A 15,767-nucleotide genomic window follows, 5' to 3' on the forward strand; every position below is an offset into this window, starting at 1 on the left:
GGAATGAAAACAAAAATTACAATTGCTATTGCAGCCGCGTTAATGACGGTTGCCTGTGCCGGATCCGAACCACTTTCTCAGGGCAGTGCCCACGCGAATACGCCGAGTTCACAAGGCTTAGCTTCAGAAACTATCACGACTACTTCAGCTCGCCAAGTGAACACGGAAGCGCCGATCACCATGACTCAGATTATGGCGGATCCCGATTGGTTAGGGCGGTCTCCCGAGAGTGCATATTGGTCGTGGGACGGTCGCCATGTATTGTTTGATCGAAAGCGCGAGGGAAGCCCACAGCGGGATCGCTTTATTCGCGCGCTTACAGAAGGCGGCAACGGTGCTGTGGTGGCATTATCTGAATTGCATCAACATGCATACGCGAACGGTGTATTTAACGCCGATCGGAGTTTAAAAGCCTATATTTTTGAGCGCAATATCTTTGTGCTCAGCACGGATACGGGTTCAGTTATGCAATTAACCCGTGATAGCGCAAACAAATCCGATGTCCAGTTTTTGGCGGATGGTCGTTTGAGCTACCGTTCGGGTAATGATTTTTACGCGGTGAACCTAGCCAACGGCTTTACCGAACAGTTGGCATCATTGCAAATGCAAGATGCGCCTAAACCAGTCAAAGATCCTGCGGATATCCTCATGCAGGAAGAAATTGATCTGATTGAATACAATCGCGTGCAGCGACGTATCCAACTAGAACGCCATGAAGATCAAGAACGTCTTCAGCAGGAAAACCCGAGCCTCGCCCCTAAGCCCATTTATCTTGGCCGCAATCAGCAAATCGCTGAGGTAAGCCTTTCTCCCGCTGGCGACCGCATGATTGTCGCACTTACTGAGCCACAAACGTGGCGTGGTGATAGCGATTTAATGCCCCGTTATGTCACTGAAACGGGTCGCATTGAAAATCAAGACGTTCGCCGCCGGGTAGCTGATGCAAAACCGGTGCACCACACCTTATGGCTTATCGACATCGCCACCGGTGAGAAAACCGAGCTTAGCTACGCATCTCTGCCTGGTTGGGATGAAGACGTTTTAAGGTCAGTTCGGGAAGAAAACTATGCCGCCCGTGGTGACACCTACGTAAGTGAGCGCAAAGCACGTGCCATTGGGGTAATGCCGCGTTGGTCGGCACCAGAGGGGAATATCATCTGGAATCAAGATGGCAGCGCAGTGGCTTTGATGCTGCGTGCATGGGACAACAAAGATCGCTGGATTGCGACTGTTGATCTCGAGGGCGCCCGCCTTAACTCACAACACCGGCTGCATGACGAAGCTTGGATTAACCGCGACTTCAATGCGTTTAATTGGCTGCCGAACAGTCAACAACTTTGGTTCTTATCTGAAGAGTCGAACTATTCGCACCTATATGTGCGTGATGTAGCGCGTGGAACCACGCGGCAAGTCACTTCGGGTCGCTATTTGGTTGACGAAGTGACATTGAATCACGCCGCCGACACTTTCTATTTCCAAGCCAACAAAGAGCACCCAGGTATCTTTGAGATCTATCGTGTTCCTGTCGCAGGTGGGCAAGTGGAGCGTTTAACCCACCTAGAAGGCATTACAAGCTACGTACTGAGCCCTGATGAGTCACGCTTGCTATTAACTCACAGCAGTGCATTACAACCGCCTGAGCTTTACGTGCAGACCACGGAGCCGGGCGCCACTGTAACACGCTTAACGGAAACAGTGACGGATGAGTTTTTGGCGATGCCTTGGCCAGCCCCAGAGATCGTACCGGTGCCTTCGAGCCACGTAGATGATCCGATCTACAGCCGTGTTTATCTGCCTGATAACTTCGATCCTAATCGTGCTGAAGCTTATCCAGCAGTGGTGTTTATTCATGGAGCGGGTTACTTGCAGAATGCCCACGCGGGTTGGTCTAACTACTTCCGTGAATTTATGTTCCATAGCAAGTTAACGCAACAGGGTTACGTGGTCTTAGATCTCGATTTCCGGGGTTCAGCGGGCTATGGACGTGATTGGCGCACCGCCGTTTACCGTCAGATGGGTACGCCAGAAGTCGAAGATTTGGTCGACGTAGTGGCTTGGATGGGTGAGCACCGTAATGTAGATGTTGAACGTGTGGGTACCTATGGTGGTTCCTATGGCGGATTCTTAACCTTTATGGCGCTGTTCAATGAGCCTGGTTTATTTAAAGCAGGTGCTGCATTGCGCCCTGTTACCGATTGGGCCCATTACAACACGGGATATACATCGAACATCTTGAATTTGCCTCAGGATGACATGATTGCCTATCGTCGCAGCTCACCCATTTATTTTGCTGAAGGTCTTGAAGATGCGCTGTTGATTAGCGCGCCTATGGTCGATGCGAATGTGTTCTTCCAAGACTCAGTGCGCTTAGTACAGCGTTTGATTGAGTTGGAAAAAGAGAACTTTGAGACTGCAATCTTCCCTGTTGAAGATCACGGCTTTGTGCAACCGTCGAGCTGGCTTGATCAGTATCGCCGAATCTACAAGCTATTTGAGGATAACTTAAAATAGCGCGGTAGATAGTTACACGCTATAAACAAAAAGCCCGTTCAACAAAGAACGGGCTTTTTTGTGAACGATGTAGTGTCTCTAGGAGGGGAGTACATCCTTTGGACGCCGCCGCAATCCAGGAACCGCTAACACACCACCAAGCGCACCACCTAAATGAGCCAGATACGCAATTTCAGAGCCAATATACGGATTATATTGGCCTGCACTCATCATATCGATGACCAATTTAGCCACGAGACCGGCGAGCACGAAGAATCCCCAACGATTTTGCTGACGTACCAACAGAACACCCGCATACGCCACAATGCCGTGGGTAATTCCTGAAAAGCCGACAAAGTAGGGTGCATCGGAGAGAATCAGTGGGATTAAGGCGGCAAACAGTGCGGCGAACGCCATTACATTGACCAACAGGCGTCCATGTACAACAGGTCTGAAAATAATAGCGACCAATATTAACGCAAGTACATTCATCAGCAAGTGATTGGTATTTAAATGAACCAAGTGGGTCGTGAATAAACGCCATGCTTGAGTGAATACGCCTTCAGGCTGAAGACTCAATATGGGATGAATACTTGGAATAGCATGAATCACAATCAATATGAGTGCGACAATGGTGGGCGCCAAATAAGGGCGCAGCGATGAAAAATAGGGCTTCATAGTTATTTTACCTACAGGAATACGTGCCCCTATGATAACTTTATTCGCAGAGATTCCGCAAAATCAGATGTGAGGTTTTTGGTATGCAGCAGTTCTGGCCTTTGGTGAAGGGAAAACGCCTAATAATTATCGCAGTGAGCGTTTTCGCAGTGAGCGTAACCGCCTGTTCTCCGGTAACCCAGCAACGAGAGGCTTACGAGCCGGAAGCCGCTACAGGCTGGGAGCAACGTACAGCTACGACAGCCTCCAAATATATGGTCGCTGCAGCGAACCCGCATGCGGTTGAAGCGGGATTAGCAGTGCTTCGCGAAGGGGGAACTGCGATTGATGCGGCGGTCGCCGTACAAGCCATGTTGACCCTAGTGGAGCCACAATCTTCAGGAATTGGGGGTGGTGCCTTTTTATTGTACTGGGACAACAGCACACAGCAGTTGCATAGTTTAGACGCCCGAGAAACAGCGCCCATGGCGGCCACTCCTGAATTGTTTTTGGACGAAAATGGGAATGCACCCCGCTGGATAGATGCGGTGGTTGGCGGTCGCTCTGTAGGCACGCCTTCGGTGATGCGCGGATTAGAAGCGGCTCACCAACGCTGGGGCCAATTGGACTGGTCGCGGTTGTTCGATGAAAGTATAGAACTCGCAGAGTCAGGCTTCGAAGTGTCACCGCGCCTATCGCAATTGATTGAATTGGAATTTAACCCTGGTCTTGCGCGGATGCCGGTGGCGCGAGAGTATTTCTTCCCTAACGGTACCGCGCTGCAGCCTGGGCAACGTCGTGATAATCCAGAACTGGCGGATACCTTTCGCGCCTTAGCTGCGCAAGGGGCTGATGCGTTGCATCAGGGGCCGATTGCCGAAGATATCGTTCAGGCGGTTCAGAACAGTCCAATTGCACCAGGCTTGTTAAGCATGGAGGATCTGGCCGCGTATCAGCCTGTGTGGCGAGAACCTGTGTGCGGCGGTTATCGCGTGTACCGTATTTGCTCTATGGGGCCGCCAAGCTCTGGCGGTATTACGTTACTACAAAGTATGGCGTTGTTGGAGCCGTTTTCATTGCATGAGCTACCGGTAAATGGCGAACAAGCGCTGCATTATTTTACGCAAGCCTCACGCTTGGCATTTGCCGACCGCAATCGATATATTGCCGATGAGGATTATGTAGAAGTACCGTTAACGGCGCTCCTTGATCGAGATTACTTAGCCACCCGCACGCAGCTTATTGGTGAGAGGGATATGGGACTTGCGCAGCCCGGCGATTTGGAAGGCTTTCTTCGAAGCGATGATCAATCACTTGAACTGCCGAGCACAAGCCATATCAGTATCGTTGATCAGTACGGTAATGCGGTATCCATGACCACCACCATCGAAATGGGCTTTGGCTCGACGGTGATGACGCGAGGATTCCTATTAAACAATCAGCTTACGGATTTCTCTCTAGTACCCGAGGTTGATGGCATGCCCGTAGCTAATCGAGTTGAACCAGGTAAGCGGCCGCGTAGTTCAATGTCACCTGTGATTGTATTTGAAGATGAATCCAATGCTTTACTTCATGTGATTGGCTCACCGGGGGGCCCACGTATCATTAATTATGTAACGCAAACATTGATTGGTGTGCTTGATTGGGACTTAGATATTCAACAGGCCATGGATTTACCGCGCATCACCAATATGAATGGAGTGACAAGTATCGAGGAAGGAACCGCTATGGAAGCCTTAAAAGCCGCGTTAGAAGCACGCGGACATCAGGTAGAGATGCGCGGGTTAAATAGTGGGCTTCATGGCATTTCGGTCACCCCCGACGGCTTTGTCGGTGGCGCGGATCCCCGCCGCGAAGGCAGAGCCCAGGGCGATGATTGAGTTCCCCATAAGATGAGTCACAACAAAGCAGAGGGTATAGCGGATGAGTGAGACAATTTTTACCAAAATTATTAATCGAGAGATACCTGCAGAGATTGTTTACGAGGATGATCTGGCATTAGCTTTTAAGGATATTAATCCACAAGCTCCGGTGCATTTGCTGATTATTCCAAAGCAACCTATTGCGACCGCGAATGCGATTACCCAAGACGATCGCGAAATTGTCGGCCATTTGTATTGGGTTGCAGGACAGATCGCGCGTCGAGACGGTTTTGCCGACGATGGTTATCGTCTGGTGATGAATTGCAATGATGATGGTGGCCAAACCGTGTATCACATTCATGTACACATGCTCGCGGGCAAACCCCTCGGCTGGCCACCTTACCAAGACCGGGTCAAAACCAAGTAGGTTTAACCTTAGCGCTTGAGCACCAACCCTTTTAAGTACCAGCCTTCAGGGTAGTGAATGCCAATCGGGTGGTCCGGGGCTTGTTGGGTGCGATCAATAATCTTTAAATCGACCTTTGCATCTAAGCAACCATCAGCGACCACTTTCTGAAAGAGTTCAGGGCTCAGTAGCCCTGAACAGGAGAACGTCATGAGGATGCCACCAGGGTTCAACAGGCTGGCAGCAAGGCGGTTGATATCTTTATATCCCCGACATGCGCGATTCAAGCTTTGCTTGGAGTCGACGAATTTGGGTGGATCCAACACGATGACGTCGAAGGTTTCTCCTTCATCTACAAAACGCCGGAGTTGCTCAAACACATCGGCTTTTAGGTACTCAATGACACCTGGGCGAATGGGGTTTAAGGTTTCGTTGTAGCGGGCCATCTCGAGTGCTTCTTCCGACACATCGACATTGATCACTCTGTGCGCACCGGCAAGGGCTGCATAGATGCCGAATCCGCCAGTATAACTAAAGCAGTTGAGTACAGTTTTGCCCTTCGAATATTGCTGAACCTTCTTACGCGCGTCGCGCTGGTCAAGGTAATAACCGGTTTTATGACCTGAACGGACGTTGACCGCAAGCTTAACGCCGTACTCTTCAATAATGACTGGGGGAATATCGACGCGTCCACGGCGTGGCCCCGTAACTTTGGGTAGACCTTCTTTGCCACGCACATCTACATCGGAACGTTCGTATACAGTGCAGTCTGGAAACAACTCGACGAGAGCGTCATAGATCGCCTCTTCCCACACAGCGGCGCCGGCGGAGAGTAATTGCACCACCATCACATCGTCATAGCGGTCAATAGTGACGCCTGGCAATCCATCGGATTCGCCAGCGACAATACGATAGGCATTGGTATACGGGCACACTTCACGTTCACGCAAGCGATGAGCCGTTTCAATGCGTTCAACAAAGAAGTCTTTGTTGATATGCCGCCCCTGAGTAAAACTCCACACCCGTGCTCTGATTTGCGATGTTGGCGAAAATGCCGCAACCGCGAGCCATTCGCCTTTTTCGGAATATACATCCACGGTTTCGCCGTGCTTTGGCTTGCCGACGACTTTGGCAATGCCGCCACTAAATATCCACGGATGACGCCGAAGCAACGATTTCTCGCGCCCGGCTTTCATGATAATGCGGTTGTTCATTCTATTTCCTACATCACACGCTGGCCAGGCTGAGCGCCATCGTGGGGGTTGAGTATGTATATGTCTTTGCCGCCAGGGCCGGCTGCGAGCACCATACCTTCTGAGAGACCAAAGCGCATTTTCCGTGGCTGTAAGTTTGCCACCATCACGGTGAGTTGCCCAATCAATTGCTCAGGGCTATAAGCGGATTTAATACCTGCAAATACCTGACGCGTCTCAGTGCCAATGTCCAAGGTCAGCTTGAGTAATTTATCGGCACCTTCTACGGCTTCGGCATTCACAATCTTAGCTACGCGTAAATCTACTTTAGCGAAATCATCAAAGGTGATCTCAGCGGCAAGCGGCTCGTATTCTGCTTGCGGCTCAGGGCTGTTTACCGAGGGCTCAGGGCTGTTTGCCGAGGGCTCAGGGCTGTTTGCCGAGGGCTCAGGGCTGTTTGCCGAGGGCTCAGGGCTGTTTGCCGCCGCGTCAGGCGCCGGTGTGTTGGTTTTTGAGGCATCAAGCATAGCGTCAATTTTCTCAGTGGGAACCCGCTGCATCAGCGGTTTAAATTTATTAATAGCATGTCCGGTGAGCGTGCTTTGCGCTGAATCCCAACGGAATTCGTCGTTGAGAAAGGCTTGCGCAGAAGCCGCTAAATGGGGCACAACTGGCGTGAGATAGATCATGATCAGACGGAACAAATGGATTCCCATCGAACACACATCATGCACTTCCTGTGCTTTGTTTTCATCCTTTGCTAGCTGCCATGGTTCCTTTACGGCGATATATTCATTGGCGCGATCCGCAAGCTTCATAATGTCGCGCATGGCCCGGGAGAACTCTCGCTGCTCATAGGCTTCCGCGAGGCTATCTGCTGCTTGCTGGAACTCTTTAAGCATGGCGGGCTCGGCAATATGCTCCGATAATTTTCCGTGGAACTTCTTGCTGATAAAACCAGCACAGCGACTGGCGATGTTCACCACTTTACCGACCAAATCTGCGTTCACCCGTTGTGCAAAGTCGGTAAGGTTTAAATCTAAATCATCGATGCGCGAGGTGAGCTTTGCGGCGAAGTAATAGCGCAAATACTCGGGATCTAAATGATCTAAGTAGGTGCGAGCCATAATAAAGGTGCCTTTCGACTTCGACATCTTGGTGCCATTAACGGTAATAAAACCGTGCGCCCACACATTGGTTGGCTGGCGGAAATCGGCACCCTTGAGCATGGCAGGCCAAAACAAGCTATGGAAATAGATGATGTCCTTACCAATAAAGTGATACACCTCAGCATCGCTGTCAGTTTTCCAGAAGTCTTCGAATACTAAATCACTACGACGTTCACAGTAATTCTTAAAACTGCTCATATAGCCAATGGGTGCATCGAGCCACACGTAGAAATATTTCCCTGGGGCATCGGGAATCTCAAAGCCGAAATAAGGCTTGTCGCGGCTTATATCCCATTGCTGTAGGCCTTGCTCAAACCATTCGTTTAATTTATTGGCCATTTCTGGCTGTAAGGAACCGGAGCGTGTCCAGGCCTTAAGCATGTCGCCAAACGCCGGTAAATCGAAGAAATAATGCTCCGATTCACGCAATTCAGGGGTCGCACCAGAGACCGCAGATCGGGGATTCTTTAATTCGGTTGGAGAGTAGGTGGCGCCACACACATCGCAGTTATCTCCATATTGATCAAGGGCACCACAGCTTGGGCAGTCACCTTTCACAAAACGATCCGGTAAAAACATGTCTCGCTCTGGGTCATAGAGCTGTTCAATCACGCGGGTATGGATGTAACCCTTGTCGCGCAGACGCGTGTAGATCAGCGTTGCCAACTCTTTGTTTTCAGGGCTATGGGTGGAATGGTAATTATCGAACGAAACAGAAAAGTCTGCGAAGTCGCGTTGGTGCTCCGAATTCATTTCATCAATCATAGCCTCTGGTGTGATTCCCAGTTGCTGAGCTTTTAGCATGATCGGTGTGCCGTGGGCATCATCGGCGCACACAAAGTGACATTCGTTACCGCGGAGGCGTTGAAAACGCACCCAGATATCCGCTTGGATATAGCCGAGCATATGACCAATATGAATTGGGCCATTGGCATAAGGAAGGGCATTGGTGACCAAAATACGACGCTGCTTTGCTGTCATAAGTACTCTCAAATTGCGCTCAGGAGCGATGCCCAAACCGGCATCCTCAATCAATATAGAAAAGAGGCTTATCGTAAACGAAAAGTAGCTGATTTTCATCCGCAAACGTAGCGATTTGACCGGAAAGGCCGTAATATTTGCGGATATGTGGGAATCCCCATGCTTTTCCATTCCCAAGTGAACGCCTGAAGGAGTCTTTATTGATGTCGAGCGAACTCATTGCGTACTGCGAACGGTTACGAAGCGATCTTTTCCCGAGCGGATTGCTTGCGCAATGGTTGCGGGTCGATGGACCGGTCATTCATGTCACACTCCCATTTCCAGCAGGACCAGGATTGCGGGCGCTGGTTGCTCAAGATCCGATGCTGCGTTCTTATACCTGGGATATTCAGGTGGCGGTGCAACCCTTACCCCCGGAGCGTCGGCCTGAATTGAAAAGTGCCTACGCCAAAGATGGTTCACAAGGTCCGAAAAATGTGATTGCAGTGGCCAGTGGTAAGGGCGGGGTGGGGAAATCTGCAGTGACCCTCAGTCTGGCTCATGCGCTCTCAGACATGGGAGCGAAGGTCGGGATTCTCGATGGCGATATTTATGGGCCAAGCCTGCCCATGATGCTGGGGAATGTGAAGGAGCGCGTCACCTTTACTCCGAACCGTAAAATGCTGCCTGTCAAAAAATACGGCATCGAAGCAAACTCATTAGGCTATTTAGTGGATGAAGGCGACGCTACAATATGGCGCGGCCCTATGGCCAGTCGTGCATTAGAACAGTTGTTTTTTGATACCCAATGGTCGGCATTGGACTATTTGTTGATTGATATGCCACCGGGAACCGGGGATTTACAATTAACCTTGGCGCAAAAATTGCCAGTAACCGCTGCCGTGGTGGTGACTACGCCGCAGAATATAGCCTTAAGTGACGCGGAAAAAGGCATTCGAATGTTTCGCAAGGTGGGGGTTCCAGTCGTTGGGTTGATTGAAAACATGAGTTTTCATGCCTGTGAAGCCTGTGGTCATCATAACCTGATCTTTGGTGCAGGCGGTGGCGATCGACTTGCCCATGAAGAAAGCGTGCCCGTGCTTGGTCATTGGCCTTTATTAACTGAGATGCGCGCAGCATTGGATGAGGGAGTGCCTTTTCATCAAGCACATCCCGATCACCCCGCATTTGCGATCCACCAAGATAGTGCGCAACGGTTAGTTGCCAATGCGTGGGATCTTCTCCATGATGAACCTGTTGTACCCGAATAATTGAGGATGAATTCATGCGTCTAACGGACGAGCAAATAGAAAGCTATTTAGATGAAGGACGAATTGCGATAGATCCGCGGCCTGATCCGAAAGATATCACCGGTGTGACCGTGGATATTCATTTGGGCGAGAGTTTTCGAGTGTTGCAAGATCATGCCGCGCCCTTTATCGATATTAGCGGTACCCGAGAAGATATCGACGCAGCCATTCAACGGGTCATGAGTGAGGAAATCCGCATTGTCGATGGCGATGCATTTTTTATTCATCCAGGGGAGTTTGCATTAGCAGTAACCCACGAATCCGTGACTTTGCCTGCAGACGTTGTTGGTTGGTTAGATGGACGTTCCTCATTGGCCCGTTTGGGTTTGATGGTGCATGTCACCGCTCACCGGATTGATCCTGGTTGGTCAGGTCAAATTGTATTGGAATTTTTTAATAGCGGTAAGTTGCCGCTGGCGTTGCGGCCCTTAATGAAAATAGGGGCCCTTAGCTTTGAAGTACTTACACAGCCATGTGCGCGCCCCTATAGTCGGCGCGATGATGCGAAATACAAAGATCAACGCGGTGCCGTTGCCAGTCGGATTAGTAACGATAAATAGCCTGATATAAGCATAAAAAAGCGCCGAAAAAATCGGTGCTTTTTTGTTGTGCTTAGGTCTGCGAGCAACATGCTCGTTTAAGGCTGTGTTAAATCGGTGGGGGACGACGACCACTGATAAAGAAGATAATCGCTAATACCAAACCGACAACAAATAAAATCCAAGCGATATTGGTGGCCATTCCGGCAATACCTGAAAGACCAAGTACACCAGCAATGATCGCGACCACTAAAAACACAAGTGCCCAAGAAAACATAGGGTGATTCCTTCTTGTTTGAAAACACAAACGGTAACTAGACCGTCTCCCTCTAGTGAACACCCTAAGTGTAGTAAACATCTGATAATTCGCGAATAAGGGCATGTGAAAAGGATGTAAAGAAAAGGGGGCGTGTGCCCCCTCTGGATTTATTGCGTGATACTCAATGCTAATTCATCCCATGCCAGGAGCAGGTTAAGGGTTGTGTCGATCAAACCAGTCGACAATGCGATTAAGTCGTTCAACGAGGTTAATCGGACGGCCTGCACGGCTCAAACCGTGGCCTTCACCAGAGAAAATCACCATTTCGACAGGTACATCGTTGGCTTTCAAGGCATAGAACCACTCTTCGCCTTGGCCAATAGGAGTGATGTGATCATCGGTACTATGAATGATCAAGGTTGGGGTCGTTACCTGATTTGCATATTTCAGGGGGGAGCGGTCCCAATAATAATCAAAATTTTCCCAAATGGTTCCGCCGAATTCGACAATCATCGACAACGGCGGAAATGCTTGAGTACCCGCTTCGGAGATCCAATTACTCACACTACGCTGGGTTACCGCAGCTCGGAATTGGTTGGTTTGGGTGGTAATCCAATTTGTAAGGAAACCGCCATGGCTACCACCCGTTACATACAATCGATCCGTATCGATCCACAGATGTTGATCGAGAGCCGCTTGCAACGCATGCATATTATCGCGATAGTCGGCCCCGCCGTAATCCATGCGTACTTGTTGTGCAAAATCGTACCCATAACCGGAGCTACCACGATAGTTTACAAAGACTACGGCATAGCCGCGGGCACGCAAAAACTGGTTCTCAGGAAACCATTGATGCCCCCACATACCGCCCGGCCCACCTTTGATATTGAGAATCAAGGGATAGGTTTCGCCGTCCTTTTGGTTGTGGGGGGGCAAGAAAAACACATCGAGCACGTCACCGCGCTCATTTTCGGCGGTGAATACTTCATAGGGATGCAGATCCAGCGACTGCTCGAGGGCATCATTAAAGTGCGTGAGTACGGATGCCGTGGCCTCTGCGTCTTCAGCTAGGCTGACCCGTGGGGCTGTGACTTCGTTTTCTTCCACCCATGCCAATGCACCATTATTTGCTGCGGTGCGCAACATGCTCATGCTATAGCCGACGCCGCGAATGCGTTGGTATCCAGAACCGTCAAGAGCGAGTTGAAAGAGGGGGCGGCTGCCACGGTCATCCGCGGTGAACCAAAGCGCGCCTTGATGATACTGTAGATCGCTAGGGCTATGTTCCATGGTTTCCGCCACCATTTGTGTACTACCGGAGCGATGGTTTATCAGAAGTACCGATGGAGCGGCGTAATTATCGGCGCGATGGACATATGCCAGCTGTTGATCACTTATCCATATAGGGTTGCCGGCCCAACCTTCCGGTGCTGCTAACTCTCGTTCCTTCTCGTCACCGTCGCAGAGAACATATACGCGGGAGTGGAACGCGCCTTCATCAGCAAGTTCATGACGATTGCTTTGAAAAGCGATACATTCGCCACTTGGTGAATAGCTTGCGTTGGACTCGTGCCAAGGGCTATCGCCGGTAACGGATGTCAATTGATCTTCGACGATATCGTAGACCCATAGGCCAGAACGGGACTCATCGAGGTAGCCGCCTTGACGCTTATAGACAGCGTTAGTAATTACGGAGATATCAGGTTTGGATTGGTCGTTTTCGGCCTTCTCGCGTAAGTCCGTCACATCAGGTTTAACGCTGACTTGAAGCAATAACTTACTACCATCGGGATGCCAATGCAGATCGCGAATACCGCCTTGTTCTAATTTCAGTAATGACTCGGCTTCACCGCCGGTGAGGGCGATGCGGTATAGGGCTGACCCATTATCGCGATTAGAGAAAAACAACAGCGACTCACTGTCGGGAGAAAATAGCGGGCTGGAGTCTTGGGTATGGCGAGTAAATTGAACGGGCGTTTGCCCATTGCGACTAAGCCACAGGGTGTTTTCACGGCTACGCTTGTCGTCGGCGACACGACTTTTCACAAAGGCCACATAGGAACCGTCGGCACTGATGGCAAGGTCGTTGATATAGACCATGTCATAGTAGTCTTCGGCACTCATGCCGCGCGGCTCACTTTCAGTGGCGAAAGCGCAGCTGGAAGCGAGGCTCATGGATACCATGAGCGCTGCTGTCGAGATAATGTGTGGGGAGAATCTCATTAATAATATCCTTGCTATTAACGAACAGGGTTTGCGTGTGCTGCGCCACGGAAAATTGCGTTCATCAGCAGCACATGTTGACCATCAAGGTACGCGCGGAAGTTTGGTTCTTGGGTAAAGCTAATCACCATACCTCGCCCTTGCGGTTGCACCATCAAATAAGGCTTATAGGCCACTTGTTCGATGTTCTCCGCCCACATGTAGCCGCTTGCAAGTAGGTCGTCTTTGCCTGCATAGTTCACCACATTGCGCCCATCGCTAATGCGTAATGGGGCATAGATGTCGCTCCCGATAAACATGGCATAGAGGCGCGAATGGATGCCTGCCGTTAACCAGTGCTCCTGATCGACCGAGGTACGGGTGATCACACCGGAAACCCAATCGGGATCCGATTTCGGGTCGCGAATGTACCGCTGATGATCTTCTTCATCGCTAATCAGCACACCATCAACGCGCTGTCCGTTCGCCCGTGGGGCTAAATCATCAACTTGAGCTTTGCGCTCTAGGGCACTCGCCAAGAGAGGATTTTCACCGCTCACGGCGAAGCGTGTTGCATTACCGAGAGTGATTAACACACCACCGCGCTGTACCCACTGCCGTAAATTCTCACGGCCAGCGTCACCTAGGGCTTGTTCATAGCTACCCTGAGCGGTTGCCGGTAAAATCAGCACTTGGTAACGACTTAGATCGGCTCGCTGTAACTGTGCAGGACGAATCGCCGTGACGGGGTAATTAAACTCGCGTTCGATAATATAACGAGTGCTACCCGCACTGAGTACATTGGTGGGTTGATCCCAAAGCATCGCGATATTCGGGGCATGCATCCGTTTTACATTCACGGAGCCTACATTCGGACCATCCTGCATCCAACTGCGCTCAAGACCAACAACGGTGGCACCGCTTTGTTCTGCTAAAGCGGCCACCCGCTGGCTGAGATCATCCGGATTCCCCGCTCGCGGCACAATCAGTGATCCGGCGGGAAAGGTTTGGCCTGAAGCGTGTTTAAACTCAAGGTCAGAGCTACGCACTAATAAGCCGTCGCGCAATGCAGCCGTGAGGAAACGGCCTGTATTCATGTCGCCCCAAGCGACTGCAAAACCGAATCCTGCGTCGGCGTTAGTTACAGTACCTGGAAGAATACGCTCTGGACCAACAGCCTGTGTTGCTACGCGTGGTTGTTGGTTACACACGGTCATGTCCACGTTAAACATCAAGGGTAGTGACCATGCGGTAACATCATAAATTTGATCGCGTAAGTTATTGGCTCGTAAACGCTCTTGCTCTTCTAGAAAATCTTGGTCCATGGGCACATGGCTGTCGAGCAGGGTACGAATCAAATGATATGCAGGCTGGGATGCTTGCACCACAAAAGCCCCTTGTTGATATTGACTACCGCAGGCGCGGAAGTCAGCCGTCGCTTGACCCACTTCAATGCCTTGTTCTGCAAGAACGGCAACCAGCTTCTGGTTCCCAGCCTGATCCCGTGTATTGGGGAAAATATAGCTCCGCGTATCACCACGACGGCCTTTTTCAATACCACTCTTACGATAGTCGTAGAAACGCTGGAGTAGGGCCTCACGCCGTTTAGAGGCAGTTTCAATGGTGGCCATAAAGGCGACAAAGTTCTGTTGCACACCATCTGCGTAGGTGAGAATCTCGCCTTCATTGGTGCGGAAATGATGACCGCGAGCAGAACCCATTTCGTAAGTACTGGCTAAACTGCCGTGGTAGAGCGGCCAACTGGCTCCATAACCCGGGTAAAAAGCGTCAAAAATCTCCCGGGTAAAGTAGTCATAACCAAAATTATCGAAATGCTTGGCGTTGTTCTCGCCAATCCAGTTCAGACCTTCGCGCTGCTCACTGGTAATAAAGGGATTGAAAGGGTGCGCTTCAGGGGTGAAGTAATAAGGTAAATCCCCCCCCATTTCGTGAGAATCGACGAAAATCAGTGGGAAAGTCTGCAAGAGGGCAGCAATTCGGCCTCGGGTTTCTGGTTGCGTAAGCGCTAACCAATCCCGATTCATATCAAATAAATAGTGGTTGGTGCGCCCATTTGGCCATGGCTCGTTATGTTCTGCTGAGAGGCGATCATCAGACGGTTCCATCCCAATGGTGGCGTAATAGCGGCTCACAAAGCGCGCACGACCATCAGGATTTTGCAGCGGGTCTAAGTACACAATAGTGTTACTAAGGAGAGCGCGGGTATCATCACTGCTGTCAGCTAATAAGTGCCAGGCAGTTACCATGGACGATTCTGCAGGTGAAATTTCGTTGCCGTGCACGCTATTGGCAATCCACACTGAGCTGGGAAGATCCTGCATTAATTCGCGTGCTTGCCGATCATTGAGCTCGCGCGGATCTGCCAGACGTCGCATATTTGCTTCAATATCATCTAAGCGCTGAATATTTTCGGCGGAAGAAATGGCGACATAAAAGAGTGACCGTCCTTGCCAGGTTTCACCGTATTCCACCAGTTGAATGCGATCCGGATGTGCATCCACCAAGGCATCAAAATAATGGCGAATTTGCTCTGGACTAGAAATACGCGCGCCCGCCGGATAACCTAATACTTGTTCAACGGTTGGCGTGTCTTGATAATTACTATTTGGCCATTGCGGCACAGTTGGCTCTGCCGCCAGTGTTGATGTCGTCATTGCGCCCGCGATACAGAGGGCGAGGAGAGTACGTTTCATAGTGAG

At 50.5% G+C, this 15,767-nt stretch carries 11 protein-coding genes; 5 read left to right on the forward strand and 6 right to left on the reverse strand.

Annotation, left to right across the window (positions count from 1 at the left end; genetic code table 11):
• Positions 1 to 3: 3 nt before the first annotated feature.
• Positions 4 to 2,511, forward strand: a complete 2,508-nt coding sequence (locus FM042_RS02055) for a prolyl oligopeptidase family serine peptidase (protein WP_143234090.1) — start codon at positions 4 to 6, stop codon at positions 2,509 to 2,511.
• Positions 2,512 to 2,589: 78 nt separating this feature from the next.
• On the opposite strand, the gene rrtA is transcribed toward FM042_RS02055, so the two are convergent.
• Positions 2,590 to 3,168 (reverse strand): rhombosortase, encoded by a 579-nt coding sequence (gene rrtA / locus FM042_RS02060; RefSeq protein ID WP_143234091.1) that lies wholly within the window; start codon positions 3,166 to 3,168, stop codon positions 2,590 to 2,592.
• 83 nt (positions 3,169 to 3,251) lie between these two features.
• On the opposite strand from rrtA, the gene ggt reads away from it, so the two are divergent.
• Both ggt and FM042_RS02070 read left to right on the forward strand, forming a co-directional pair.
• Positions 3,252 to 5,027: a gamma-glutamyltransferase gene (gene ggt / locus FM042_RS02065; protein WP_143234092.1), complete on the forward strand. Its 1,776-nt coding sequence runs from the start codon at positions 3,252 to 3,254 to the stop codon at positions 5,025 to 5,027.
• A gap of 43 nt (positions 5,028 to 5,070) precedes the next feature.
• Positions 5,071 to 5,436 (forward strand): histidine triad nucleotide-binding protein, encoded by a 366-nt coding sequence (locus FM042_RS02070; RefSeq protein ID WP_143234093.1) that lies wholly within the window; start codon positions 5,071 to 5,073, stop codon positions 5,434 to 5,436.
• Positions 5,437 to 5,444: 8 nt separating this feature from the next.
• Here FM042_RS02070 and FM042_RS02075 read toward each other — a convergent pair whose 3' ends face one another.
• Both FM042_RS02075 and metG read right to left on the reverse strand, forming a co-directional pair.
• Positions 5,445 to 6,629 carry a class I SAM-dependent rRNA methyltransferase gene (locus tag FM042_RS02075; protein ID WP_143234094.1) on the reverse strand — a complete coding sequence of 395 codons (1,185 nt, stop codon included), beginning with the start codon at positions 6,627 to 6,629 and terminating at the stop codon, positions 5,445 to 5,447.
• An 8-nt stretch (positions 6,630 to 6,637) separates the two neighbouring features.
• Positions 6,638 to 8,929 (reverse strand): methionine--tRNA ligase, encoded by a 2,292-nt coding sequence (metG, locus tag FM042_RS02080; protein ID WP_408608837.1) that lies wholly within the window; start codon positions 8,927 to 8,929, stop codon positions 6,638 to 6,640.
• 32 nt (positions 8,930 to 8,961) lie between these two features.
• Here metG and apbC point away from each other — a divergent pair, with 32 nt between their 5' ends.
• Both apbC and dcd read left to right on the forward strand, forming a co-directional pair.
• Complete coding sequence (gene apbC / locus FM042_RS02085) at positions 8,962 to 10,008, forward strand: iron-sulfur cluster carrier protein ApbC (RefSeq protein WP_143234096.1); 1,047 nt, start codon at positions 8,962 to 8,964, stop codon at positions 10,006 to 10,008.
• Positions 10,009 to 10,022: 14 nt separating this feature from the next.
• Positions 10,023 to 10,607, forward strand: a complete 585-nt coding sequence (gene dcd / locus FM042_RS02090; RefSeq protein WP_143234097.1) for a dCTP deaminase — start codon at positions 10,023 to 10,025, stop codon at positions 10,605 to 10,607.
• An 88-nt stretch (positions 10,608 to 10,695) separates the two neighbouring features.
• Here dcd and FM042_RS02095 read toward each other — a convergent pair whose 3' ends face one another.
• From FM042_RS02095 to FM042_RS02105, 3 genes are all read right to left on the reverse strand, one after another.
• The gene (locus FM042_RS02095; protein ID WP_143234098.1) at positions 10,696 to 10,863 is read right to left on the reverse strand and encodes a DUF1328 domain-containing protein; all 168 of its coding nucleotides are present in this window, start codon (positions 10,861 to 10,863) and stop codon (positions 10,696 to 10,698) included.
• 195 nt (positions 10,864 to 11,058) lie between these two features.
• Positions 11,059 to 13,068, reverse strand: coding sequence for a S9 family peptidase (locus FM042_RS02100; RefSeq protein ID WP_143234099.1), 2,010 nt, complete (start codon positions 13,066 to 13,068; stop codon positions 11,059 to 11,061).
• Positions 13,069 to 13,085: 17 nt separating this feature from the next.
• The gene (locus FM042_RS02105) at positions 13,086 to 15,761 is read right to left on the reverse strand and encodes a M14 family metallopeptidase (RefSeq protein ID WP_143234100.1); all 2,676 of its coding nucleotides are present in this window, start codon (positions 15,759 to 15,761) and stop codon (positions 13,086 to 13,088) included.
• Positions 15,762 to 15,767: the final 6 nt, after the last annotated feature.

This window comes from Aliidiomarina halalkaliphila (assembly GCF_007096385.1).
GTDB classification, from domain to species: domain Bacteria; phylum Pseudomonadota; class Gammaproteobacteria; order Enterobacterales; family Alteromonadaceae; genus Aliidiomarina; species Aliidiomarina halalkaliphila.